The sequence below is a fragment of the Streptomyces kronopolitis genome (assembly GCF_014646275.1).
GTDB classification, from domain to species: Bacteria; Actinomycetota; Actinomycetes; order Streptomycetales; family Streptomycetaceae; genus Streptomyces; species Streptomyces kronopolitis.
In genome coordinates, this window is the sequence record NZ_BMND01000015.1 from 14,589 (window position 1) to 40,743 (window position 26,155).

A 26,155-nucleotide genomic window follows, 5' to 3' on the forward strand; every position below is an offset into this window, starting at 1 on the left:
GGGTGGTTAGGGGATTGTCCTGCCGCTGCGGACCGGTGAACCCTTCTTGCGGAACCCGCAGCGTCAGTGGAGAGAACGGATGGTCATGACAGGTGAAGGTCAGTCGGACCAGCTGGTGACCGCGCTCCGGAAGGTCACGCGGGACCTGCGCGATACCCGGCGACGGCTTCAGGCGGAAGAGGACAGGAACGGCGAGCCCATTGCCATCGTGGGTATGAGCTGCCGTTTCCCCGGGCATGTGGACTCCCCTGAAGCGCTTTGGGAGTTGGTGTCGTCGGGGCGGGGGGCGAGCGGTTCGTTTCCCGTGGACCGGGGCTGGGATCTGGACGCGCTCTTCAATGAGTCGGCGGACGGAAAAGTGGCGTCGTATGTGCGCGAGGGCGGGTTTCTCTATGACGCCGGATGGTTCGATGCCGCGTTCTTCGGGATATCTCCGCGCGAGGCCGTGACCATCGATCCCCAGCAGCGGCTGCTGCTGGAAGTCGCCTGGGAATCCCTGGAAAGGGCCCGGATTTCTCCGCAGGCCTTGCGCGGCAGCGATGTCGGTGTTTTCGCCGGGGCCATGAATCAGGACTACGCCGTCCGACTGCACGAGTCCGTCGAGGATTTCGAGGGTTTCCTGACCACCGGTAACACCGGCAGTGTGGTCTCCGGCCGGCTGTCCTACGCCCTCGGCCTGGTCGGCCCGGCCGTCACCGTCGACACGGCCTGCTCCTCGTCGCTGGTGACGATGCACATGGCGGCCCGGTCGCTGCGCGGCCGGGAGTGCTCACTGGCCCTGGCCGGCGGGGTGACGGTGATGTCGATGCCCACGACGTTCACCGAGTTCTGCAAGCAGCGCAACCTCGCCCCCGACGGCCGGGCCAAGTCCTTCGCGGCCGCCGCGGACGGCACCGCGTGGGCCGAGGGCGTCGGCATGGTCGTGATGGAGCGGCTGTCCGACGCCGAGCGCAACGGCCATCCGGTCCTGGCGTTGATCCGTGGATCCGCGGTGAACCAGGACGGGGCCTCCAACGGCCTGTCCGCCCCGAACGGGCCTTCCCAGGAGCGTGTCATCTGGCAGGCCTTGCGCGACGCCCGGCTGACGGCCGAGGAGATCGACGCGGTGGAGGGGCATGCGACGGGGACGCGGCTGGGTGATCCGATCGAGGCGCAGGCGCTGCTGGCGACGTACGGGCAGGGCCGGTCGCCCGAACGGCCGTTGTGGCTGGGGTCGTTGAAGTCGAACATCGGGCATGCGCAGGCCGCCGCGGGGGTCGGTGGCGTGATCAAGATGGTGATGGCGTTGCGGCACGGGGTGCTGCCGCAGACGCTGCATGTGGACGAGCCGACGCCGAAGGTGGACTGGTCGGCGGGTGAGGTGCGGTTGCTCACGCAGCCGCGGGACTGGCCGCGTGAGGACCGGCCTCGCCGGGCCGGGGTGTCCTCGTTCGGGGTCAGCGGCACCAACGCCCACCTCATCCTCGAAGAAGCCCCGAAGGAATCGTCACACGACGACGACGCCGCGGACAGCACGGGCACCGGCGGCGGTGCGACGGTGCCGTTGGTCCTTTCGGCCCGTACCGCCGCCGCCGTCCGGGAGCAGGCCCGCAGGCTGCACAGCCACCTGACCGACCACCCCGACCTCGCACCCGCTCAGGTCGCCGGCTCGCTGGTGACGACTCGGAGCACATTCGACGAGCGGGCCGTCGTCCTCGGCGCGGACCGGGCCGAGCTGCTCGACGGGCTGGACAACGTCGTCCAGGGCGTTCCCGACGCCCGGACGGTCGCCGGTCACGCCGTCGGCGGCCGGGACGTGGTCTTCGTCTTCCCCGGTCAAGGGGGCCAGTGGGCAGGCATGGCGCTGGAGTTGCGGGAGGAGTTCCCGGTCTTCGCGGAGACCCTGCACGCCTGCGCCGAGGCGCTCGCCGAGCACGTCGAGTGGTCCCTGCTGGACGTGCTGCGCGAGGCCGAGGGGGCGCCGGGCCTGGACCGGGTCGATGTGATCCAGCCCGTGCTGTTCTCGGTCACGGTCGCCCTGGCCGATTTGTGGCGTTCGCTGGGTGTCGAGCCGTCGGCCGTGGTGGGCAGTTCCCTGGGGGAGATCGCGGCCGCCTACACGGCCGGCACGCTGTCGCTCGCCGACGCGACCAAGGTGGCGGTGCTGCGCAGCCGGGCCCTGCTGGAACTGTCCGGGCGCAGCGGCATGGTGTCCGTTCCCCTCGGGCGGGCGCAGGTCGAGGAGTTGATCGCCGCCTGGCCGGACCGGCTGTTCGTCTCCGGGGTCAACAGCCCGTCCATCAGCGTGGTCTCCGGCGACAACGAGGCGGTGGACGAGTTGCTGGCGGTCTGTGCCGAGCGGGGCATACGCGCCCGGCGCGTCGCCACGGACTGCGCCTCCCACTACCCCGAGGTCGAAGCCCTCGAAGAGCGGTTGCTGACGGATCTGGCGGACCTCGCGCCGGAGCCGGCGCGCATCGCCTTCCTGTCGACGGTCGCCGGGGAGCCGGCGGGGGCCGAGACGGTGCCGGACGCCGCTTACTGGTACCGCAATACGCGGCGGACCGTCGAGTTCGGGCCGGTCGTCCAGCGGCTCGCCGCCACCGGGAACAAGGTCTACATCGAGATCAGCCCCCACCCGGTGCTGAAGGTGGCGCTGTCGGAGATCGTGGAGCAGGAGGGCGGGGAGGCGGCCGTTCTCAGCACCTTGCGGCGCCAGACGGGCGACCGGCGGGCCTTCCTCACCTCCCTGGCCAGGGCCTATGTCAGCGGCGTCAGCGTCGACTGGGCGGCACTGCCGGAGCTGGCCGGCGCGCCGCAGGTCGACCTGCCGACGTACGCCTTTCAGCGCGAGCGTTACTGGCCCCGGCCGGCGGCCGCGCCGGACGGCGGCCGCGGGCCGGCGGCGGGCGCGCCCGCGAGCGTCGGTCAGGGGGCGGTGGACGCCCACTTCTGGGAGGCCGTGGAGAACGGGGACCTGGGTCGTCTCGGTGCGGACCTGCGGTGCGACGACCGGACTCCGCTCAAGGACGTCCTGCCGGAGCTGGCTTCCTGGCACCGCCAGGGGCTCGAACGGGCCAGGGTGGACGGCTGGCGGTACATCGAGCGGTGGCGGCCGGTCGACCTTCCCGCCGCGGGGCCGCAGGGCAGGTGGCTGCTGGTCCACCCGGGCGGCACGGAGTCCGACGCCCCCGCGGAATGGGTGCGGGACAGCCTGCGGGAGGCGGGCTGCCCGGTCGTCGACCTCCCGGTCGACACGGCGGACACCGACGCCGCGACGCTCACCGAGCGCCTGCGTCAGGCCTGCGCGGACGGCGGGCCGGAGCCGGCCGGAGTGGTGTCCCTGTTGGCCTTCGACGGGCGGCACGACGCCGCGCGGCCCTCGGTGCCCCGGGGCACGGCGGCGACCCTCGCCCTCGTCCGGGCGCTGGGCGCCGCCGGGATCACGGCGCCCCTGTGGTGCCTGACGCAGGGTGCGGTCACCACCGCGGCCGGCGACCGGCCCGGTGCGGTCGAACAGGCCCAGATCTGGGGCCTGGGCAGGGTGGTCGCGCTGGAACACCCCGACCGCTGGGGCGGACTCGTCGACCTGCCGGGCGCCCTCGACCCGCACGCGGGCACCCAGCTGTGCGCGGCCCTGGGCAGCGCACACACCGGCGAGGACCAGCTGGCGCTGCGCCCGGTCGGCATCCTCGGACGCCGGCTCGTCGCGGACGGCGGCGCGCGCCCGGCCGCTGCGACCGCTCCCTGGCGGCCGACCGGAACCGTCCTGATCACCGGCGGGACCGGCGCATTGGGCGCCCATGTCGCCCGCTGGGCCGCCGACCAGGGAGCCGGCCATCTGCTGCTGACCAGCCGACGCGGGGCCGACGCGCCCGGCGCGGCCGAACTCAGGGCCGATCTGGAGGCGTCGGGCGCCACCGTGACCATCGCCGCCTGCGATGTCGCCGACCGCCGGGCCGTACAGCAACTCCTCGACGGCATTCCGGACCGGCATCCGCTGACGGCGGTCTTCCACGCCGCCGGAGTGCTCGACGACGGCATGACCGCCGACCTGGACACCGGACGCCTGGAAGGCGTCCTGGCGCCGAAGACCGAGGGCGCCCGGCTGCTGGACGAACTCACCCGCGGCACCGCACTCTCGGCGTTCGTGCTGTTCTCCGGCTTCGCCGCCACCGTGGGCAGCAGCGGCCAGGCCGGTTACGCGGCCGCCAACGCGCACCTCGACGCCCTGGCCCGGCGGCGCCGGGCCGACGGGCTGCCCGCCACCTCGATCGCCTGGGGGCCATGGACCGGCGGCGGTCTCGTGGACGAGGGCATCGAGGAGCGCCTGCAGCGGCGCGGGCTCACCGCGCTGGAGCCCCGTCTGGCCGTCCTGGGGCTGTCCGCGCTGCTGTCCGGCGGCCCCGACGGTCCGGCGAACGTGGCGCTCGTCGACGTCGACTGGGGGCGGTTCCTGCCCTCGTTCACCGCCGCCCGGCCGAGCCCCCTGCTGCGGGAACTGGCCCAGCCCACGCTCGCAAACCCCACCGCCTCCGACGGGCGCGACGACATACCCGGCGGCGGGGCCGGCCCCACGCTGGCCGAGCGCCTGCCGGGCCTCACCGGCACGGAGCGCGACCGGCTCCTGCTCACCACGGTCCGTGCCCAGGTGGCGAGCACGCTCGGGTATCCCGGGCCCGACGCCGTGTCCCCGCGGCAGCAGTTCAAGGAACTCGGCATCGACTCCCTCACCGCCCTCGAACTGCGCAACGGGCTCCAGTCGGTGGCCGGAGTCGCCCTCCCGGCCACGCTGGTCTTCGACCATCCGACACCGGAGGCGGTCGCCGGGCATCTGAGCCGGACCCTCCTCGGTGACGGGGCGCCCACCTCGTCGACCCTGTTCACCGACATCGACCGCCTCGGCTCGGCACTCGGCTCCGCCGACCTCGACGAAGCCGAACAGCACCTCGTCGCGACCCGGCTGCGCTCGCTGGCCGCCCGATGGGACGCCGCCCCGACGAACGGCGCCGGCGATGTCGCACAAACGCTGGCGGACGCCGACCGGTCCGAGGTCCTCGCCTTCATCGACCGAGAACTCGGCCTCTCGTAGCCAGAACCCGTCGTCGGCCCATATTCCAGAGATGAGCAGGACATGCGATCCGAAGAACAACTGCTGGACTACCTGAAGCGCGTGACCGCGGACCTGCACGACACCCGGGTGCGGCTCCAGGCGACGGAGGAGGCGTCCCGCGAGCCGATCGCGATCGTCGGGATGGGGTGCCGCTACCCGGGCGGGGTGTTCTCGCCGGAGGATCTGTGGCAGCTGGTCGCCGAGGGACGCGACGTCATCGGCGATCTGCCCACCGACCGTTCCTGGAACCTCGACACCCTGTACGACCCCGATCCGACGGCGCCCGGCACCACCTACGCCCGCGGCGGCGGGTTCGTCGACACCGCCACCCATTTCGACGCGGGGTTCTTCGGCATCTCGCCGCGCGAGGCCGCCGCGATGGATCCGCAGCAGCGGCTGGTCCTGGAGACGGGCTGGGAGGCGTTGGAGCGCGCCGGAATACCGCCGACCTCGCTCGACGGGAGCGACACCGGTGTCTATATCGGTACGGGCATGCAGGACCACATCATCCATCTGCAGAAGTCCCGGCAGGAGGCCGAGGGGTTCGTCGGCACCGGCAACGCCATCTCGGTGGTGTCCGGCCGGCTCGCCTACACCCTCGGGCTCGAAGGCCCCGCCGTCAGCGTGGACACGGCCTGCTCGTCCTCGCTGGTGGCACTGCACCTCGCGGTCCAGGCACTGCGCGCGGGAGAGTGCGCGCTGGCCCTGGCGGGAGGGGCGACGGTCATCAACACCCCCGTGATGTTCGTGGAGTTCAGCCGTCAGCGCGGGCTGTCCCCGGACGGCCGGTGCCGGTCCTTCGCGGCGGACGCGGACGGCACCGGCTGGTCGGAGGGCGTGGGTGTCCTGGCGCTGGAGAGGCTGTCGGACGCGCGGCGCCACGGGCACCGGGTGCTCGCCGTCATCCGCGGGTCGGCGGTCAACCAGGACGGCGCCTCGAACGGTCTGACGGCGCCGAACGGGCCCTCGCAGCAACGGGTGATCCGGCGGGCGCTGACCGCGGCCGGGCTGTCGGCCGACGAGGTCGACGTGGTGGAGGCGCACGGGACGGGGACCCGGCTGGGTGATCCGATCGAGGCGCAAGCGCTGCTGGCGACGTACGGGCAGGGCCGGTCGGCCGAACGGCCGCTGTGGCTGGGGTCGTTGAAGTCGAACATCGGGCATGCGCAGGCCGCCGCGGGCGTCGCCGGTGTGATCAAGTCGGTGATGGCCCTGCGGCACGGGGTGCTGCCGCGGACGTTGCACGTGGACGCGCCGACGCCGGAGGTGGACTGGTCGGCGGGTGAGGTGCGGTTGCTCACGCAGCCGCGGGACTGGCCGCGTGAGGGCCGCCCGCGCCGGGCGGGCGTGTCCGCGTTCGGGATCAGCGGCACCAACGCCCACCTCATCCTCGAAGAGGCCCCGGAAGAGGCCCCGGACGCAGCTCCCGAGGACGCGGCTGCCCCGGCAACGCGCCTGACGGGCATGCCGTGGGTGGTGTCCGGGCGGGGCAAGCGGGCGCTGCGGGCGCAGGCGGCCCGGTTGCGGGACTGGGCCGCGGAACACCCGGACGTGGCGCCGGAAGCGGTGGGCCTGGCCCTGGCCACACGGCGGTCGGTGTTCGAGCACTCCGCGGTGGTCACCGGCGCCGGCCACGACGAACTGCTGAGCGGGCTGTCGGCGCTGAGCGAGGACCGGCCGGCGCCGGGCGTACGGCTGGAGACGGCGGCCGGGGGCGGTCTCGCCTTCGCGTTCACCGGGCAGGGAGCGCAGCGCCCGGGCATGGGGCGCGGCCTGTACGAGACCTTTCCCGCGTACGCCGAGGCGTTCGACGCGGCGTGCGCGGCGCTGGACCCGCACCTGGAGCGCCCGTTGGCGTCGCTGGTCCTCGCCGACGATCCCGCCGGCGCCGAGGCGCTGGGGACGACGGCGTACGCACAGCCGGCCCTGTTCGCCGTGGAGACGGCGCTGTTCCGCCTGATGCAGTCGCTCGGTGTCCACCCGGATCTGCTGATCGGGCATTCGGTGGGCGAACTGTCCGCCGCGCACGCCGCCGGGGTGCTCTCCCTCCAGGACGCGGCACGGCTGGTGGCGGCCCGTGGGCGGCTGATGCAGTCGCTGCCCGAGGACGGGCGGATGCTGGCGATCCAGGCGTCGGAGGACGAGGTGCTGCCGTGGGTCGCCGAGTCGGCGGAGAAGGGCGGCGACGTGGCGGTGGCCGCGGTCAACGGGCCCGCGTCGGTGGTGGTCTCGGGGCGCACCGAGGCCGTGCAGAGGCTGGAGAAGGAGTTCGCCGGGCGGGGCCGCCGTGTCCGGTACCTCGATGTGAGCCACGCGTTCCACTCCCCGCTCATGGATCCGGTCCTGGACGAGTTCGCCCGGATCGCGGCGTCCGTCACCTTCCGGCCGGCCACGATCCCCGTGATCTCCAACGTGACCGGGGATCTGATCGGCGACGACCGGCTCGCGGACCCCGCCTACTGGGCGGACCACATCCGCGCCACGGTCCGGTACGCCGACGGGGTACGGGCGTTGGCCCGCGAGCAGGTGGACACCGTGCTCGAACTGGGCCCGGACGCCGCGCTCACGGCGCTCGGCGGCGAGATCCTCGACCAGGACACCGCCGCCTTCGTGCCCACCCTCAGCCGCAAGCACGAGGAGACACCCACGTTTCTGGCGGCGCTGGCCCGGCTGCACGCCCGGGGCATCCCGGTCCGCTGGCCCGCCGCGGCCACCCCGTCCGCCCCGTCGCCGGACCTGCCCACCTACGCCTTCCAGCGGGAGCGCCACTGGTTGGACGGCGTGGAGCGGACCGATGTGGCGGGCACGGGCCTGACCGGCATCGGCCATCCACTCCTGACGGCGCAGACCGCGCTACCGGGCACGGACGGGGTCGTCCTCACCGGCAGCCTGTCGCTGCGGGAGCATGCCTGGCTCGCCGACCACGCCGTGCTGGGCGTGGTGCTGGTGCCCGGCGCGGGGCTGCTGGACATGGCCCTGACCGCCGCCGGACACACGGACTGCACCCAGGTCGAGGAGCTCACGCTGGAGAGCCCGCTGATCCTGCCCGAGGAGGGCGCCCGCTCCGTGCAGGTCCTGGTCGGCGCGGCCCAGGACGCGGGGCGGCGCACGATCACCATCCACTCGCGGCCGCAGGACGGCGACCCGCACGCCGCGTGGACGCGCCACGCCACCGGGCTGCTCGCCACCGGTCCGCAGGAGAATCCGGCCGCCGCGTCGCAGGCCTGGCCGCCGGCCGGGGCCGTCCCCGTCCCGGTCGACGACCTCTACGACCGCCTGACCGAGGGCGGCGTCGAGTACGGACCGTCGTTCCGGGGGCTGCGGGCCGCATGGCGGCTCGGCGAGGACTTCTACGCCGACATCGACCTCCCCCAGCTGTCCGACGCGCAGCGGTTCACGCTGCACCCCGCGCTGCTGGACGCCGCCCTGCACTCCCTCGCCCTGCCCAGCGCGATCCTGCACACGGGCCAGGCACACCTGCCGTTCTCCTGGAGCGGGGTACGGCTGCACGCCTCGGGCGCCGACGCGCTGCGCGTACGGGTCCGCGGCACGGGGCCGAGCAGCGTCGGCCTGGAGCTGGCCGACGGCACGGGCCGGCCGGTCGCGACGGTCGGTGAACTCGCCCTGCGCCCGGTCAGCCAGGAGCAGTTGCGGACCCCCGGCGCCGACCCGACCTCGCTGTACACGGTGGAGTGGCCCGTGCGGGAGCTGCCCGCGGGCGCGGCCGGCTCCGCGGCGCGGACCTGGCCACTGATCGCGGCCGACGGGCCCGACGCGTACGCGGTCGACGGCGTCGAGCTGCGCCACCACACGAGTCTGCCGGCGCTCGCCGACGCTCTGGACGCGACGGACGGCCCGGTGCCCGAAGCGGTCCTCGTCCCCTGCTTCCTCCCCCACTCCCCCGGCGGCCCGCCGGAGGACTCCGCCGACCTCGTCGAGCGGGCGCACGAGTACGCCGCGACCGTCCTCGACCTCGTGCAGACCTGGTTGGGGAAGGCGCGCTTCGAGGCCTCCCGGCTCGTTCTGCTGACCCGGGGCGCGGTCACGCCCGACGCCGACGACGCTCCCCCCGGCGACGCATGCGGCGCTCTGGCCTGGGGGCTCGTCCGGACCGTGCAGAACGAGCATCCGGGGCGGGTCCTGGTGGCCGATCTCGACGACGATCCGGCGTCCTGGTCCGCGCTGCCCGGTGTCCTCGCCCACGAGGAACCCCAGGTGGCCGTGCGCCGCGGGGTCGCCCATGTGCCCCGCCTGGCCCCGGCCCGCGCCGCCGCCCGGCGGCCCTCCCCCTTCGACGGCGAGGGAACCGTGCTGGTCACCGGCGGCACGGGCGGACTGGGCAGCCTGCTGGCCCGGCATCTCGTGGTCGAGCACGGTGTGCGGCATCTGCTGCTGACCAGCCGACGCGGCCCGCAGGCACCCGGAGCCGCCGAACTCGCCGCCGAACTCGACGAGTTGGGGGCGCGGGTGACGATCGCGGCGTGCGACATGGCCGACTCCGCCGCCGTCGGGGAACTCCTCGGCTCGCTGCCGACCGGGCATCCGCTCACCGCCGTGATCCACACGGCCGGCGTCCTGGACGACGCGCTCGTCGAGGACCTGACGCCCGAGCGGCTGAAGACGGTACTGCGGCCGAAGGCCGACGCCGCCGTCGTCCTGGACCGGCTGACCCGGCACCTGGATCTGACCGCGTTCGTGCTCTACTCCTCCGTCGGAGGCACCCTGGGCGGTCCCGGCCAGGGCAACTACGCCGCCGCCAACGCCTTCCTGGACGCGGTCGCCCGGCGCCGCCGCGCCGAGGGACTCCCCGGGCTCTCGCTGGGCTGGGGGCTGTGGAGCGACTCCACCGGCATGGCGGCCGAGATCGGCACCGCGCACGTCGACCGCCTCAACCGCTCCGGACTGGTCACGATGTCCCCCGCCGAGGGACTGGCGCTGTTCGACGCGGCGATCGGCGCGGAGTACGGGCCGGTGGTCCTGCCCGTCCGTCTCGACCTGCCCGCTCTCCGGGCCCGCGCCACCGCGGGAGCGCTGCCGCCGGTACTCGCCGGCGTGGTCCGCACCCCCGCGGGTCCGGTCCGCGCGGCGAAGAGCGGCCCGGTGTCCGGGACCGCGCTGCGGACGAGTCTGTCGGAGCTGTCGGAGGACGAGCGGCGCCGGATGCTGCTGGACGTCGTCCGCGAGAACGTGGCGGCCGTGCTGGGCCACCACCAGGACGGGGCGGTCGACGACGAGCAGCCCTTCAAGGACCTCGGTCTCGACTCCCTCACCGCTGTGGAGCTGCGCAACCGCCTCGCCTCCGCCACCGGTCTCACCCTCCCGGCCACCCTGCTGTTCGACCTGCCCTCGCCGTCGGCGCTCGCCCACCATCTGCTCACCCGCATGGACTCGCAGCAGAGCACGTCCCCGCTGACCGAGGCCGTCGAGCACCTCACGGCCCTGCTCACCACCCCCGACGTGGGCGACGGGGAACGCGACCGGGCCACCGCCCGACTGCGCTCCCTGCTGTGGCGGCTCGACGACGGCAGGGAGCAGCGCACGGAGGACGCCGCGGACCAGGCGGAGACGGACGACGACATCTTCGCGCTCGCCGACCGGGAGCTGGGCCTGGCGTGAGCCCGGCTCGGCACCGTTCGAGCCCGGCCCTCCGGCCTCCCACCGACCACACAAGGAGTCCCCCGTGTCCACCGATCCCACCGCGTCCGACGCCCCCGGTCCCTCCCGCGCGTCCGCCGGGTCCCCCGCGTCCCCGCAGCAGACCGAGGAGAAGTACCGCGACTACCTCAAGCGGGTGACCGCTGATCTGCGGCAGACCAAGCAGCGCCTGCGGACCGAGCGTGAACAGGCCGCCGAACCCCTCGCGATCGTCGGCATGGGGTGCCGTTTCCCCGGGGGCGTGCGGTCGCCCGAGGACCTGTGGGAGCTGGTGGCCGCCGAGGTCGACGCCATCGGCCCGCTGCCCGCCGACCGGGGCTGGCCGCTGGACACGCTCTACGATCCGGACCCTGACCGCCCCGGCAAGAGCTACGTCATGGAGAGCGGGATCCTGCACGACGCCGCCGGGTTCGACGCCGAGTTCTTCGGGATCTCCCCGCGCGAGGCACGGGCGATGGACCCGCAGCACCGGCTGCTGCTCGAAACCTCCTGGGAGGCCCTGGAACAGGCGGGAATACCGCCGACCTCGCTGCGGGGCAGCACCACCGGCGTGTACGTCGGGCTGTCGCCCTTCGGCTACGGGCCCCAGTCGGCGGAGGTCCCCGCCGACGCGGAGGGCCATGTCGTGACGGGCGGCGCCCCGGCCGTCGCCTCGGGGCGGATCTCGTACCTCTTCGGTCTCGAAGGCCCGGCGATGACCGTCGACACCGCCTGCTCGGCGGGGCTGGTCGCGCTCCATCTGGCCTGCGAGTCGCTGCGCCGCGACGAGTGCGACCTCGCCCTGGTCGGCGGGGCGGCCGTGATCGCCACCCCGATGGTCTTCACGGAGTTCAGCAAGCAGCGTGCGCTGGCCCGGGACGGCCGCTGCAAGGCGTTCTCGGCCGACGCGGACGGCACCAGCTGGTCGGAGGGGTGCGGTGTGCTCGTCGTGGAGCGGCTCTCCGCGGCCCGCCGCAACGGCCACCGGGTACTGGCCGTCGTCCGGGGCTCGGCCCTCAACCAGGACGGGGCGTCGAACGGCCTGACGGCACCGAACGGCCCCTCGCAGCAACGGGTGATCGAGGCCGCGCTCACCGCCGCCAGAGTCGCCGCCGACCAGGTGGACATGGTGGAGGCGCACGGCACCGGCACCCCGCTCGGCGACCCGATCGAGGCGCAGGCCCTGCTCGCGACGTACGGCCAGGGCCGCGGCGCCGACCGCCCGCTGCGGCTCGGCTCGCTGAAGTCCAACATCGGCCACACCCAGGCCGCCGCCGGCATCGCCGGGGTCATCAAGACCGTCCTCGCGCTGCGCAACGGGGTCATGCCCAAGACGCTGCACGTGGACCGGCCGACCACCCAGGTCGACTGGTCGGCCGGCCGGGTCGAACTGCTCCGCGAGGCGCTGGCCTGGCCGGAGGTCGACCGCCCCCGCCGGGCCGCGGTGTCCGCGTTCGGGGTGAGCGGCACCAACGCGCACGTCATCCTCGAACACGACGCCCGCCCCGCCACGGCCGACACCGATTCCGATGCCGACACCGCGGCAGAAGCGGGATCCGCCGCGTCGCCGGGGCCCCACCCCGTCGTCCTGTCCGCCCGGACGTCCGCCGGTCTCGCCGCACAGGCGGACCGGCTCCACCGGCACCTGCTGGCCGCACCCGACGCGAAGCCGGCCGATGTCGCCTGGTCGCTCGCCACGACCCGCGCGCATCTGCACCACCGGGCCGCCGTGGTGGCCCCGGACCGCACCGCGCTGCTGGCCGACCTGCGGTGCCTGGCGGACGGCCTCGACCTGCCGCGCAGCGTCGTCACCGGCACGGTGACGGCGAGCCGGAAGGTGGCCCTGATGTTCCCCGGCCAGGGCTCGCAGTGGCCGGGCATGGCCCGCGAACTCCTCGCGTCCTCCCCGGTGTTCGCCGAGTCGCTGCACGAGTGCGCCAAGGTGATCGACGAGATGGTCGACTGGTCGCTGATCAATGTCGTGACCGGTGCCGACGAACAGCGCCTCGACGAGGTGGACGTCCTGCAACCCGCGCTGTTCGCGGTCATGGTCTCCCTGGCGAAGCTCTGGCGCTCCTACGGCGTCGATGTCCACGGCGTCGTCGGCCACTCCCAGGGGGAGATCGCGGCCGCCTACATCTCCGGCGCGCTGTCGCTGGCCGACGCCGCCCGGATCGTGGTCACCCGCTCCAGGCTCCTGATCAAGGTCGCCGGCCGCGGTGGCGCCCTGGCGGTCGGGCTCTCCGCACAGGCCGCCACGGACCGGATCGCGCCGTGGCACGGAAAGCTGTCCATCGCCGCCGTCAACGGGGCGGATTCGGTCGTCGTCTCGGGCGAGGCCGGGGCGCTGCACGACTTCCAGGAAGGCTGCAACGCCGACGGGGTGTGGTCCCGGCGCGTCGACGTCGCGGGCATCGCCGCGCACTCGGCCGAGATCGAGTCGGTACGCGACGAACTCGTCGCCGCCCTCCAGGGCATCGCACCGCGCGAGGCGGACGTGCCCTTCTACTCGACGGTCACCGGCACCCGGCTCACGGGCCGGGAGCTGGACCCGGAGTACTGGTATCGGAACCTGCGGGAGCCGGTGCGGTTCCTGGACATCACCGAGGCGATGCTGGCCGACGGGTTCGGCTTCTTCGTCGAGGCCAGCCCGCACCCGCAGTTGACGGTCGGCACCAACCAGACCCTCCGGGCCGCCGACTCCGACGGCACGGTCCTCGGCTCGCTGCGCCGCGACCTGGGCGGCCCGGAGCAGATGCTGCTCTCCGTGGCGGAGGGCTATGTCCACGGCCTCCCGGTGGACTGGACCCGCGTACTGGCGCCGGGTGAGCGGGTGCCGTTGCCGACGTACGCCTTCCAGCACGAGCACTACTGGCTCACCGCCACGGACACCGTCGCCGCCGTCACGGAGACCGACGCCCGGTTCTGGGACGCCGTGGAGCGCGAGGACCTGGCGCAGCTGACCGACGACATCGGCACGGACGCCGGCCTGGCCGAGGTCCTGCCCGCGCTCGCCCGCTGGCGGCGCGAGGGGCGTCGCCGGTCGCGCCTGGACTCGCTGCGCTACCGGATCACCTGGCGGGCCGTCACCGAACCGCCGTCCGCGGCCCGGGTCCCGGGCCGCTGGCTGCTGGTGGGCGACGACGACCGGACCACAGAGGTGGCGCGGCTGTTCGAGACGGCCGAGGTGCTGTCCCCGGCCGGCACGGACCGGGCCGCACTCGTCGAACGACTCGGCGGGGCGGGCCCGTTCGACGCCGTGGCCTGCGTCGGCCGGGACGCCGAACGGCTGCTCGCCCTCGTCCAGGCCCTCGGCGACACGGACGCCACCGCACCCCTGTGGTGCCTGACGACGGGCGCGGTCAGCGCCGGCCCGTCCGACCCGCCGGCCGATCCTCGCGGCGCGGCCCTCTGGGGGCTCGGCCGGGTTGTCGCGCTGGAGCGGCCGGACCGCTGGGGCGGCCTGGTGGACCTGCCCGACTCGCTGGACGACCGCAGCGCCGCACTGCTCGCCGGAGTGCTGGCGCGCGCCGGCGACGAGGACCAGCTCGCCGTCCGGTCGAACGGCGTCTGGGCCCGGCGGCTGGCCCACGCCGCCACCGTCTCGGACCCGGGCGAGTGGAAGGCGTCCGGCACGGTGCTCGTCACGGGCGGGACGGGGGCCATCGGCGGGGCGGTGGCCCGCTGGCTCGCCGAGCAGGGCGGCTGCTCGCTGGTCCTGCTCTCCCGCCGCGGCCCGGACGCCCCCGGTGCGTCGGAGCTCGCGGCCGAACTGGCGGACACCGGCACGCCGGTCCGGATCATCGCCGCCGATGTCGCCGACCACGCAGCCATGGAGCGGGTGCTGGCCGATGTCACCGCGGAGTTCGGGCCGTTGCGCTCGGTGTTCCACGCCGCCGGTGTCCCGCAGAGCACCCCGCTGGAGGACATGACGGCCGACGAGTTCCAGCAGGTCGTCTCGGCCAAGGTCGACGGGGCCCGGGTGCTCGACGAACTCCTCGGCGACACCGAGCTGGACGCGTTCGTCGTGTTCTCCTCGATCGCCGCGGTCTGGGGCAGCTCCCGCAGCGGCGCCTACGCCGCCGGCAACGCCTCCCTGGACGCCCTCGTCGAGCAACGCCGCGCCCGCGCCGCGGCCGGCACCTCGGTCGCCTGGGGATTCTGGGGCGACGGTGGCATGGTGGACGCCGAAACGGCCCCGCTGCTGCGCCGCATCGGCCTCGTCCCGGTGAGCCCGCAGGACGGCATCGCCTCGCTCCACCTCGCCCTCGCGAACGACGATGCGGCGGTGACGGTGGCCGAGGTCGACTGGGAGCCGTTCGCCGCCACCTACACCGCGGCCCGGCCCCGCCCGCTCATCGAGGACCTGGCGGAGGTGCGGCAGGCCGCCCTGCGCGGTGCGGCCGGGCCGCAGGTGGAGTCCGTTCCGGCGGAGGTCTTCCGCCGCGAGATGCGGGCGCTGGGACCGGCGGAACGGCTGACGGCGATGACCGATCTCGTGCGCACCGAGGCGGCGGCGCAGCTGGGCTGGAGCGACGCCGAGCGGATCGAACCCCACCGCGCCTTCCGGGACCTCGGGCTGGACTCCCTGGCCTCGGTCGGCCTGCGCAAGCGGCTGGACGGCAAGACGGGGCTTCGGACTCCGGTGACCCTCGCGTTCGACCACCCGACGCCCGCCGCGGCCGCCGCCTTCCTGCTCACGCTCCTGCTGCCGGAGGGCGCGGACGACGACCCGGCGGTGAGCGCCGAGAGCGAACTCGACCGTCTGGAAGCGGCTCTCGCCGGCTGGGAGGCGGGATCGGTCGGCCGGGCCCGGATCACCATGCGCCTGTCGAGCATCCTCGCCCGCTGGAAGGAGACCGGGCCGTCCGCCGCCGGGCCGTCCGCCGAGGAGGACGCCGCGGACACGGACCTCGCCGACGCCTCCGACGACGACATGCTCGACGCCCTCGGCCGCGAGTTCGGCATCTCCTGACGCACCAGTTCCCGGCCCGACATCCGTGTGTCCCGAACAGGCACCGCCACGAAAGGCTTCCCCCGTGCCCCAAGAGAAGAGCGCGTCCGCCGACGGACGGATGCGGCATTTCCTGACCGAGCTCACCGCGGAGCTGCGCCAGGCCAAGAAGCGGATCAGCGCGTACGAGGCCGAGGAGAACGAGCCGGTCGCCATCGTCGGGATGGGCTGCCGGCTGCCCGGCGGCGCGAGCAACCCGGCCGAGCTGTGGGAACTGGTCTCCACCGGCACGGACGCCATCGGCGCCTTTCCCACCGACCGCGGCTGGGACACCGAGCGGCTCTACGACCCCCTGGGCGAACAGCCCGGCACCACCCGGGTCCTGGAGGGCGGCTTCGTGTACAACGCGAGCGGCTTTGACGCGGGGTTCTTCGGCATCTCACCACGTGAAGCGGTCGGCATGGACCCGCAGCAGCGGCTCCTGCTGGAAACCACCTGGGAGGCGCTGGAGGACGCCGGGATCCTCCCCGCCGACCTGCGCGGCAGCCGCACCTCGGTCCATGTCGGCGCCGGCACCCAGGGCTACGGCTGGAACATGTACGCCGACGACCGGGACACCGACGCCGAGGACCACAGCATCATCGGCGTCACCACCTCCCTGGTCTCCGGGCGCATCGCCTACACCCTCGGCCTGGAGGGAGCGGCGCTGACCATCGACACGGCCTGTTCGTCCTCGCTGGTGGCGCTGCACCTCGCCTGCCAGTCGCTGCGGTACGGCGAGAGCGACCTGGCGCTGGCCGGCGGGGTGACGGTGATGGCGGCGCCGAGCGTGTTCGTCGAGTTCACCAAGCAGGGCGGCCTGGCCGCCGACGGCCGGTGCAAGTCCTTCTCCGACGACGCCGACGGCACCGGCTGGGCCGAGGGTTCCGGCGTCCTCGTCCTGGAGCGGCTCTCCGACGCCCGCCGCAACGGCCATCAGGTCCTCGCCGTGATCCGCGGCTCCGCCGTCAACCAGGACGGTGCGTCCAACGGCCTGACCGCTCCGAACGGGCCGTCCCAGCAGCGCGTCATCCTCGACGCCCTGGCGAGCGCGCGACTGGCACCGCGGGACATCGACGCCGTGGAGGCGCACGGCACCGGCACGACGCTGGGGGACCCGATCGAGGCCCAGGCGCTCCTGGCGACCTACGGCCTGGACCGGGATCCCGCCAGGCCGCTCTGGCTGGGCTCGCTGAAGTCGAACATCGGGCACAGCCAGTCCGCGTCGGGCGTGCTGGGCGTCATCAAGACGGTGCAGGCCATGCGGCACACCACCCTGCCGCCGACCCTGCACGCGGCGACCCCGACCACAGCGGTGGACTGGGGCGCGGGAGCCGTCCGGCTGCTGGCCGAGTCCCGTCCGTGGCAGAGCGAGGGGCCCCCGCGCCGGGCCGGGGTCTCCTCCTTCGGCATCAGCGGCACCAACGCGCACGTCATCCTCGAAGAGGCCGAAACCGAGCCCGAGGCGCACGAACCCGCCCCGGACGGTCCGGTCCCGCTGCTGCTCTCCGGCCGCTCGGAGCAGGCGGTGCGCGACCAGGCGGAGGCGCTGCGCGCCCATTTGCTGCGCCGCCCCGCCGACGAACCGGGCGATGTGGCCTGGTCATTGGCCACCACGCGGACCGTGTTCGCACACCGCGCCGCCGTCGTCGGCGAGACCCGGGAGGCCCTGCTCGACGCGCTGCCGTCCGTCACTCCGGTGCTCTCGGGCCCCGGGCGGGTGGCGGGCCTGTTCTCCGGTCAGGGTGCGCAGCGGCCGGGGATGGGGCGTGAGTTGGCGGGGCGTTTCCCGGTGTTCGCCGGGGTGCTGGACGAGGTGTGTGCGGTGGTCGGCCCGTTGTTGGGGCGGTCGTTGCGGGAGGTGATGTGGTCGGGGCCCGCGGAGGTGTTGGAGCGGACGGAGTTCGCGCAGCCGGCGCTTTTCGCGTTCGAGGTGGCGATGGCGCGGCTGTGGCAGTCGTGGGGTGTGGAGTTCTCCGTTCTCGCGGGGCATTCGGTGGGCGAGATCGCCGCGGCCTGCGTGGCGGGGGTCCTGTCGTTGCCGGACGCCGCACGGATGGCCGTGGCGCGGGGCCGGTTGATGCAGGCGCTGCCGGAGGGCGGCGCCATGGTCGCGATCGCCGCGAGCGAGGTCGAGGTCGAACTCCTCACCTCGGGGGAGCCCGCGGCCACGATCGCCGCGGTCAACGGCCCGGAGGCGGTCGTGGTCTCCGGTGCCGAGGAAGCCGTCCTGCGGATCGCGGACTACTGGCGTGAACAGGGCCGCCGCACCACCCGACTGCGGGTCAGCCACGCCTTCCACTCACCCCTCATGGACCCCATCCTCGACCACTTCACCACCGTCCTCGACGAACTGACCTTCCACGAACCCACCCTCCCCCTCAGCCCCTCCGCCGACAGCTCACACCCCTTCGCGTCCGCCGGCTACTGGCTCGACCACGCCCGCCACGCCGTCCGCTTCGCCGACGCGATCCGGGAGATGCCCGCCGTCGACCTCTTCCTGGAACTGGGCCCGGACGCCGCACTGACCCCGCTGCTGGCCGGAGACCGCCCCGCACTGGCCGCCGCCCGCCGGGACACGCCCGAGGTGCTCACCCTCCTCCAGGCCGCGGGCCGGGCGCACGCCCACGGTGTGGCGATGGACCGGCCGTCCCTGCTGGGCGCCGGACGGCGGGTGCCGCTACCCACGTACCCCTTCCAGCGGCAGACGTACTGGCTCGGCGGCACGGCCTCCCCCACCGCCTCGAACGGCGCCCGACCGGCGGCCCGCAACAGCCAGGAAGAGCGGTTCTGGGCGGCCGTCGAGCAGGAGGACGAGCAGACGCTCACCGGCCTGGGCGCACCGGCCGAACTCGCCCCGGCGCTCCCGGCGCTGGCCCGGTGGCACCGCGAGGCCCGGTGGCGGAGCACGCTCGACTCGTGGCGCTACCGGATCGTCTGGCAGCCGGTGGCCGAGCCCCGGTCCGTCGCACAGGTTCCGGGGACCTGGCTGGTGGTGGTGCGCTCGGGCGACGACACCGGGGAGACCGCCGCGGCGCTGCGCGTCCTGACGCGGATCCTCGCCGACACGGTGATCGTGGAGACCGGGACCGACCGCGAGGAGGCGAAGGCCGCGCTGGCCGACGCCGTCACCGACGCGCCCATGCTCGCCGGAGTCGTCAGTCTGATCCAACACCCGGACGCGCTCCTGACCCTCTTGCAGGCACTCGGTGACGCGGGGACCGGAGCCCGGCTGTGGTGCCTGACCCAGGGCGGGGTCGGCACGAGCGACGGCGAGGCGCCGCGCAGCGCCCACGCGGGGGCGTGCTGGGGACTCGGGCTGGTCGCCGGCCTCGAACACCCCGACCGCTGGGGCGGTCTGCTCGACCTGCCGGAACGGCTCGGCGAGCACACCGCCGGCCGGCTCGCCGGCATCCTCGCGGGCGATGCGGCCGAGGACCAGGTGGCGCTGCGGGACAGCGGTGTGCTGCTGCGCCGGCTGGTGCAGGCCCCCGCCCTGCCCGCCACCCGTGCCTGGAACCCGTCCGGCACCGTGCTGATCACCGGCGGCACGGGATCACTCGGCGCGCACGTGGCCCGCTGGCTCGCCGAGCGCGCCGCGTGCTCCTTCGTCCTGCTCTCCCGCAGCGGCCCCGACGCACCCGGGGCCACCGAACTCGTCGAGGAGCTGGAGAAGGCCGGCTCCCGGGTCCGCGTCGTCGCGGCCGATGTCGCCGACCACACGCGGATGTCCTCCCTGGCGGCCGAACTCGCGGCCGGCGGCGAACCGGTGCGCGCGGTCTTCCACGCCGCGGGCGTCGGCCAGAGCACCGCGCTCATGGACATGAGCCTGGAGGAGTTCCGGACCGTCTACTCCGCCAAGATCACCGGCGCCACCGTGCTCGACGAGGTGTTCGGCGATGCGCAGACCGACCTGTTCGTCCTCTTCTCGTCCGTCTCCGGGGTGTGGGGCAGCGGTCGCTACGCCGGGTACGCCGCGGGCAACGCCTACCTCGACGCCCTGGCCCGGATGCGCCGCGCCCGCGGGCTGGCCGCCACATCCGTCGCCTGGGGCGTGTGGGCGGACTCCCGCATGGTCACCCCCGAGGCCGAACAGCAGTACCGGCGCCGCGGGTTGATACCGATGCCCGCGTCGAAGGCGATCGCCTCGCTGGAACGGATTCTGGACGCCGACGAGCCCACGGCAGTCGTCGCCGACATGGACTGGGACCTCTTCATGACGGGCTACGGCGCGGCACGTCGGCGCCCGTTGCTGGAGGAGCTGCCGCAGGTGCGGGCGCGGCGTCCGCAAGAGGCGGCGACCACCACCCCCACGGACCGAGGCGACCTGCGGGGCAGGCTCGCCGGACTGTCGCCGGCCGAGCGGGGGCCCGTCCTGGACGACCTGGTGCGCGCCACGCTCAGCGAGGTACTCGGCCACACCGACCCGTCCGCCATCGCTCTGGACCAGCCCCTGGTGGAACTCGGCTTCGACTCGCTCTCCGCCGTGCAGGTGCGCAACAAACTGGGCCTCGCCACCGGGCTCTCGCTACCCGCGATGCTCGTCTTCGACCACCCCACGGTGACCGCCGTACGTGACTTCCTGGCCGCCGAACTGGACGGCGCGGGCCGAGACCGCACGGCACAGCAAACGGGCGGGGAACATGACGACCTGGCCTCCGGGGCCGACGAGTCCTTCGCCGCCATCTACCGCAAGGTCGCGCTGCGGGGTCGGATGGAGGAGGTCGAGGACCTGCTGGGCAGCGCGTCCGGCCTGCGGGCGCGCTTCTCCGACGCCGCCGAGGCACCGGGCGGCACGCGCTTCGTACGGCTCGCCACCGGTGGGCAAGGGCCCGCGGTCATCAGCTTCCCGCCCTTCGCGCCGGTGGAGCAGACCCTGCAGTTCGTCCGGCTGGCCAGCTTCTTCCGTGACCGGCGGGATCTGAGCATGGTGACCGTGCCGGGCTTCCTGAAGGGCGAACCCCTGGCCGAGAGCGTCGAGGTGCTCATCGACGTCCTGGCCGAGTCGGCCAGGCAATGCGCGGCCGGCTCGCCCTTCGCGCTGCTGGGGTACTCGTCGAGCGGCTGGCTCGCGCACTGCGTCGCGGCCCGTATGGAAGCGTTCGGCACACCGGCCCAGGGGCTGGTGCTGCTCGACACGTATCTGCCCGACGGTATGTCGGTGGCGCTGCGCCAGGCGATGACGTACGAGGTGAACGAGCGGCGGTCGCGGTTCACCAAGCTGAACTTCACGTCCATCACCGCGCTCGGCACCTACCGCCGGATGTTCCGCGGCTGGAGCCCGCAGCCGGTCTCCACACCGACGCTGTTCCTCCGGCCCGAGGAGTGCATCCCCGGCGATCCCGGGCTCCCGCCGCTCACCGCGGAGTGGCGTACCCACTGGCCGCTGCCGCACACCGACGCGACGGTCCCGGGCGACCACTGCACCATCGTGGCGGAGAACGCCGATGCCACCGCGGCCGTGGTCCACGACTGGCTGGACACCCTCTGACCGACTGCCCGATGGGGCGGGTGGGCTGTGCGGGAAAGGGGCGGGTGAGCGGTGCGGGAGCAGCTGGCCGAGCCCACAGCGCGGATAGCTGCACGGGAAAGGAAAGGGCAGAAAAGGCTAGGGGAAGCTAGGGGTTATCTCCGCCACGGCCCGGTCCGTACTGTTTGGCGCCAGGTAGGGAACGGAGGTAAGGCCTATGTCTCCTTCACTCGCTTTCACCAATTCCCTTCCCGTGCACAGCTGGTGGCGCAATGGGCCACGGCCCGACCCCGCCACCGGAATTCTCCGCACCGGCTCGCCTTTTCCCGCTGAAACGGTCTCGTCACCGAGGGCACCGCACTCCCCCGCACCGGCCGCCCATGAAACGACTCGAAGGGCTCAACGGCATGGCTAAGCGCTTTCCCACCATCGCGGTGATAGGTCTCGGGACCACCGGGTCGGTGCTCGCGAGCATGGTCGCCCGCAGCGGCCGCCGGGTGATCGCCGTCGACACCGACGCCTCCGCTCTGGAACGGGCCGGTGCCCGGCTGGCCGACGCCGGCCCGGGCACGGTCGACCTCACCACCTGCCCGGCCGACATCGCGTCCGCGGACCTGGTGATCGAAGCGGTACCCGAGCGGATGGCGACCAAGTGCGAGGTGCTTCGCCACGCGGACCACGCCTGCGCCCCGGACACCGTGTTCGCGACGACGACCACCGGACTGTCGGTGACCGACCTCGCCTTCGGCGCGGGGCGGCCGCGTCGCACGGTGGGGCTGCACCTGTTCCCCCAGGGACCGACGGACCGGGCGACCGCCGTGGAGGTCGTGGGGACGCCCCTGACCGACGACTCCGTCCGCACCGACATCCAGGCGCTGATACACGACCTCGGGCAGGTCCCGGTGCCGGTGCCGGACCGCGCGGGCTTCGTCGGCGGGGCCCTGACGATGGCCTATCTCAACGACGCCGCGACGATGTACGAACAGCGCTACGCCTCGCGCGACGGCATCGACACCGCCATGCGGCTGGGCTGCGGGCTGCCGCGGGGGCCGCTGGCCCACCTGGACGCGATCGGGCTGGATGTCGCACGTGACACGCTGCACGCCCTGTACGAGCGCACCGGTGAACGCCGTTTCCTGCCCGCCCCCGTCCTGATGCACATGGTCGCCGCCGGCCTGCTCGGGTCGAAGGCCGGACGTGGCTTCTACGACTACGACTCCCCCGACGCTGACGCTGCCGCGGACCCGAGCGACGCGCTGCCGGCAGCCCGCCCCGTACGGCGTATCGGTGTGGTGGGTTCGGGGACGATGGCCACCGGGATCGCGGAGACCTGCGCGCGGGCGGGGTACCCGACGACTCTCGTGGCGCGCAGCGAGGTGCGCGCCAAGGAGGCGCTCGCCGCGGTGGAGCACTCGCTGAACCGGTCGGTGCAGCGGGGCAGGCTGACCCCGGAGCAGTTCGCCTCGTCGATGGAGTCGCTGACCGGTGCGTCCGGCCTGGAGGCGGTCGCCGGCTGCGATCTCGTGGTCGAGGCGGTCGTGGAGGACCTCGACGTCAAGCGGACGGTGTTCGGGGAACTCGACTCCGTGTGCGGGGCGCAGACCGTGCTGGCGACCTCCACCTCAAGTCTGCCCGTCATCGAATGCGCCATGGCGACCGGGCGGCCCGAGGCCGTGGTCGGGATGCACTTCTTCAATCCGGCGCCGGTGATGAAACTCGTGGAGGTGGTGCGGACCGCGCTGACCTCGCGCGAGACGCTCGCCGTGGCGCACACGACCGCCACCGCGCTCGGCAAGCGTCCCGTGGGCTGCGCGGACCGCAGCGGGTTCATCGTGAACGCGCTGCTGTTCCCCTATCTGAACAGTGCGGTGGCGCTTCTCGACGAGGGGATCGTCACCGCCGAGGGCATCGACACGGTGATGGCTCAGGGCCAGGGCTATCCCATGGGCCCGCTCCAGCTGCTGGACGTGATCGGGCTGGATGTGTCCGTGGCCATCCTGCGCACGCTGCACACCACGTTCCGGGAGCCTTGCCTTCTGCCCTCGCGCCCTCTTGAGCAGCTCGTGGCGGCCGGCCACCTGGGCCGTAAGCGGGGCCAGGGGCTGCGCCGCCACGAGCGCTGAGCCGGATCGCGCCTCGCGCCCGTTCGCGACACCAGGGAAACACCGTACTTTTGGAGGACCCCCATGCGGGAGATCATCAGCGCTGCCCTGTCGGCGGATGCGGTCGGTGCGGATTTCGCCGCCCTGCCGGTTCCGGAGTCCTACCGCGGGGCCGTCGTCCTGCGGGACGAGGCGGAGATGTTCCAGGGCATGGCGACCGCCGACAAGGAGCCCGCAAAGTCCCTGCACGTGCGTGAGGTGCCGACTCCCGAGCCCGCCCCGGGCGAGGCCCTCATCGCGGTGATGGCCAGCTCCATCAACTACAACACCGTGTGGACCTCCATATTCGAGCCGATGCCGACCTTCGGTTTCCTGCAGCGGTACGCGCGGTCCGACGAACCCGGCGCGCAGCGGCACGACCAGCCGTACCACGTGGTGGGTTCCGACCTGGCGGGCATCGTGCTGCGTACCGGGCCCGGCGTGCGGCGCTGGAAGCCGGGCGACCGGGTCGTGGCGCACTGCCTGTCCGTCGACCTGCAGTCCCCGGACGGTCACGACGACACCATGCTCGACCCGGAGCAGCGCATCTGGGGGTTCGAGACCAACTTCGGCGGGCTCGCCGAGCTGTCCCTCGTCAAGTCCAACCAGCTCATGCCGATGCCCGAGCACCTCGCATGGGAGGAGGCCGCGGCCTCCGGGCTGGTCAACTCCACGGCCTACCGGCAGCTCGTCTCGCGCAACGGCGGGCAGATGAAGCAGGGCGATGTGGTGCTCGTCTGGGGCGCGGCGGGCGGGCTCGGCTCGTACGCCACGCAGCTCGCGCTCAACGGCGGCGCGACTCCGGTGTGCGTCGTGTCCGGAGAGCGCAAGGCCCGACTGGTCCGGTCCCTGGGCGCCGAGCTGGTGATCGACCGGGCGAAGGAGGGTTACCGGTTCTGGAAGGACGCCGCCACGCCCGACCCCAAGGAGTGGAAGCGCCTGGGCTCCCACATCCGGGAGCTGACCGGGGGTGAGGACCCGGACATCGTCTTCGAGCACCCCGGCCGGGAGACCTTCGGCGCCAGCGTGTACGTGGCGCGGCGCGGCGGCACCGTCGTCACCTGCGCCTCGACCACCGGGTTCCGGCACGAGTACGACAACCGCTATCTGTGGATGTCGCTCAAGCGCATCGTCGGCAGCCACTTCGCCAACTACCGGGAGGCCTGGGCGGCCAACCGCCTCATCGGCAGGGGGATGATCCATCCGACCCTGTCCACGGTGTACCCGCTGTCCGACGTCGGCATCGCCACGCAGGCCGTGCACCGCAATCAGCACGCCGGCAAGGTCGGAGTGCTGGGCCTGGCGCCCACGGAGGGTCTCGGCGTCCAGGACGAGGCGCTGCGGGAGCGCCACCTGGCAGGCATCAACCGCTTCCGCAGCCACAGCAGTTGAGGCCGGGCCCGGGCGCCCGCCGCGCATGACGAGAAGGAGACAGAGATGGCGTTTGCGCGTGTGCACCTCGACGAATCGAAGTGCGTCACCTCGGGGCAGTGCGTCCTGACCGCCCCCGAGGTGTTCGATCAGCGGGAGACGGACGGTGTCGGCGTCGTGCTGACCGACTCCCCCGCCCCGGAGCTGCGCGACAAGGTGCAGGAGGCCGCGGCCGGCTGCCCCGCGGCGGCGATCCGACTGCTGCACCAGCCCCCCGGACAGGTGGCCGGCGGCTGATTGAGGGGGCATAGGGGGGTGTCCGACAGCGCGGCGAGCAGGCACGTTGGTCGAGGTGACCTCACCGCGATGTCGACGTGACGTCACCGCACCGCTGCCGGGGTGGCGGAGAACCGCCGCGAGGGGACTCCTGAACCACCTGCGCCGTGGCCCGAGTTCCGGTTTCCGACAGACATCTTCACCCACCGAGTAACGGAGCATGAAGACATTGGCAGCCAACAGTTCTCTACCAGCCGAGCCGCTCACCGACGAGATCCCGCTCTCCCTGTGGGGACGCGACGATCTACGGGTCCTGCCATGGGAACGCGATCCGGTCGACCTGGGCTTCCACTCCTATACGTATCTGGTCGGATCCGACTCGGACAGGTACGTCGCCAAGTGCGTGCCCGCCGCCCAGGGGCCGAAATTCACCAGCGGCCTCACGGTCGCCCTGGTGGTCGAGGAGCACGGCATCCCTGCCGGCGGGCCACTGCCGACCGCCCGGGGCGAGATCACCGCCTACCACGGTGAATGGTGCTGGGCACTGCTGCGCCACCTCGACGGCGGGCGGGCCGACGAGAACGACCCCGTGCACATGCGCCGGGCCGGCGAGACGCTGGGCGCCATCCATACCGCACTGGTCGGCACCCCTGCTCCGCCGGACATCCTGAGCTGGGACCACCTGGACATCATGATGGTCGACGAGGCGCCGTTCCTCGAGGACAAGCCGTGGATCCAGCAGGCCATGTGCGAGGCGTACGAGACGGTGGCCGGCAAGGTCACGGTGGGCCTGCTGCATGCCGATGCCAGCATGAACACGTTCCGGGTGAAGCCCGATTCGATGGGGCTCTTCGACTGGGGCGAGGTCATGTACGGCCCCCTCCTCTTCGATGTCGCCACCGCCCTCAGCTATCTGGACCGGTCCGTGGACGTCGGACCGCTGCTGCGGGGATACATCGCGAAGTCCCCGGTGCCCCCGTCGGAACTTCCGCACCTCGGAGCCCTCCTGAAGTTCCGCGCGGCCGCGGAGGCCTGGATCTACGCCCGACGAGAGTGGGTGGGCAATGACATCGGGAACATCGGCGACCTCAGCAACGCGAACCTCCTCGACCGGGCGCGGAAGAACCTCGCGTCGGCCGAGCAGGACGGCGAGCGCTTCCTGCGCCAGTACGAGTGAA

At 73.3% G+C, this 26,155-nt stretch carries 8 protein-coding genes; all 8 read left to right on the forward strand.

Going from position 1 to position 26,155, the window contains the following annotated elements:
- The first annotated feature begins 85 nt into the window (after positions 1 to 85).
- On the forward strand, positions 86 to 5,071 hold the full coding sequence (locus tag IEY78_RS17685) for a type I polyketide synthase (RefSeq protein WP_268240281.1): 4,986 nt from the start codon (positions 86 to 88) through the stop codon (positions 5,069 to 5,071).
- 42 nt (positions 5,072 to 5,113) lie between these two features.
- On the forward strand, positions 5,114 to 10,708 hold the full coding sequence (locus IEY78_RS17690; RefSeq protein WP_268240282.1) for a type I polyketide synthase: 5,595 nt from the start codon (positions 5,114 to 5,116) through the stop codon (positions 10,706 to 10,708).
- Positions 10,709 to 10,772: 64 nt separating this feature from the next.
- Positions 10,773 to 15,701, forward strand: coding sequence for a type I polyketide synthase (locus tag IEY78_RS17695; protein ID WP_189099363.1), 4,929 nt, complete (start codon positions 10,773 to 10,775; stop codon positions 15,699 to 15,701).
- 64 nt (positions 15,702 to 15,765) lie between these two features.
- Positions 15,766 to 21,210: a type I polyketide synthase gene (locus tag IEY78_RS17700; protein ID WP_308426921.1), complete on the forward strand. Its 5,445-nt coding sequence runs from the start codon at positions 15,766 to 15,768 to the stop codon at positions 21,208 to 21,210.
- A 359-nt stretch (positions 21,211 to 21,569) separates the two neighbouring features.
- Positions 21,570 to 23,312, forward strand: a complete 1,743-nt coding sequence (locus IEY78_RS17705; protein WP_444544919.1) for a 3-hydroxyacyl-CoA dehydrogenase family protein — start codon at positions 21,570 to 21,572, stop codon at positions 23,310 to 23,312.
- 63 nt (positions 23,313 to 23,375) lie between these two features.
- Positions 23,376 to 24,722, forward strand: coding sequence for a crotonyl-CoA carboxylase/reductase (gene ccrA, locus IEY78_RS17710; protein ID WP_189099365.1), 1,347 nt, complete (start codon positions 23,376 to 23,378; stop codon positions 24,720 to 24,722).
- A 45-nt stretch (positions 24,723 to 24,767) separates the two neighbouring features.
- Positions 24,768 to 24,998, forward strand: a complete 231-nt coding sequence (locus IEY78_RS17715) for a ferredoxin (RefSeq protein WP_189099367.1) — start codon at positions 24,768 to 24,770, stop codon at positions 24,996 to 24,998.
- A 199-nt stretch (positions 24,999 to 25,197) separates the two neighbouring features.
- Positions 25,198 to 26,154 carry a phosphotransferase enzyme family protein gene (locus IEY78_RS17720; protein WP_189099368.1) on the forward strand — a complete coding sequence of 319 codons (957 nt, stop codon included), beginning with the start codon at positions 25,198 to 25,200 and terminating at the stop codon, positions 26,152 to 26,154.
- Position 26,155 lies beyond the last annotated feature (1 nt).

Coding starts and splice junctions, on each gene's coding strand:
- IEY78_RS17685 (WP_268240281.1), top strand. CDS start 86: ATGACAGGTGAAGGTCAGTCGGACCAGCTGGTGACCGCGCTCCGGAAG.
- IEY78_RS17690 (WP_268240282.1), top strand. CDS start 5,114: ATGCGATCCGAAGAACAACTGCTGGACTACCTGAAGCGCGTGACCGCG.
- IEY78_RS17705 (WP_444544919.1), top strand. CDS start 21,570: ATGAAACGACTCGAAGGGCTCAACGGCATGGCTAAGCGCTTTCCCACC.
- ccrA (WP_189099365.1), top strand. CDS start 23,376: ATGCGGGAGATCATCAGCGCTGCCCTGTCGGCGGATGCGGTCGGTGCG.
- IEY78_RS17715 (WP_189099367.1), top strand. CDS start 24,768: ATGGCGTTTGCGCGTGTGCACCTCGACGAATCGAAGTGCGTCACCTCG.
- IEY78_RS17720 (WP_189099368.1), top strand. CDS start 25,198: ATGAAGACATTGGCAGCCAACAGTTCTCTACCAGCCGAGCCGCTCACC.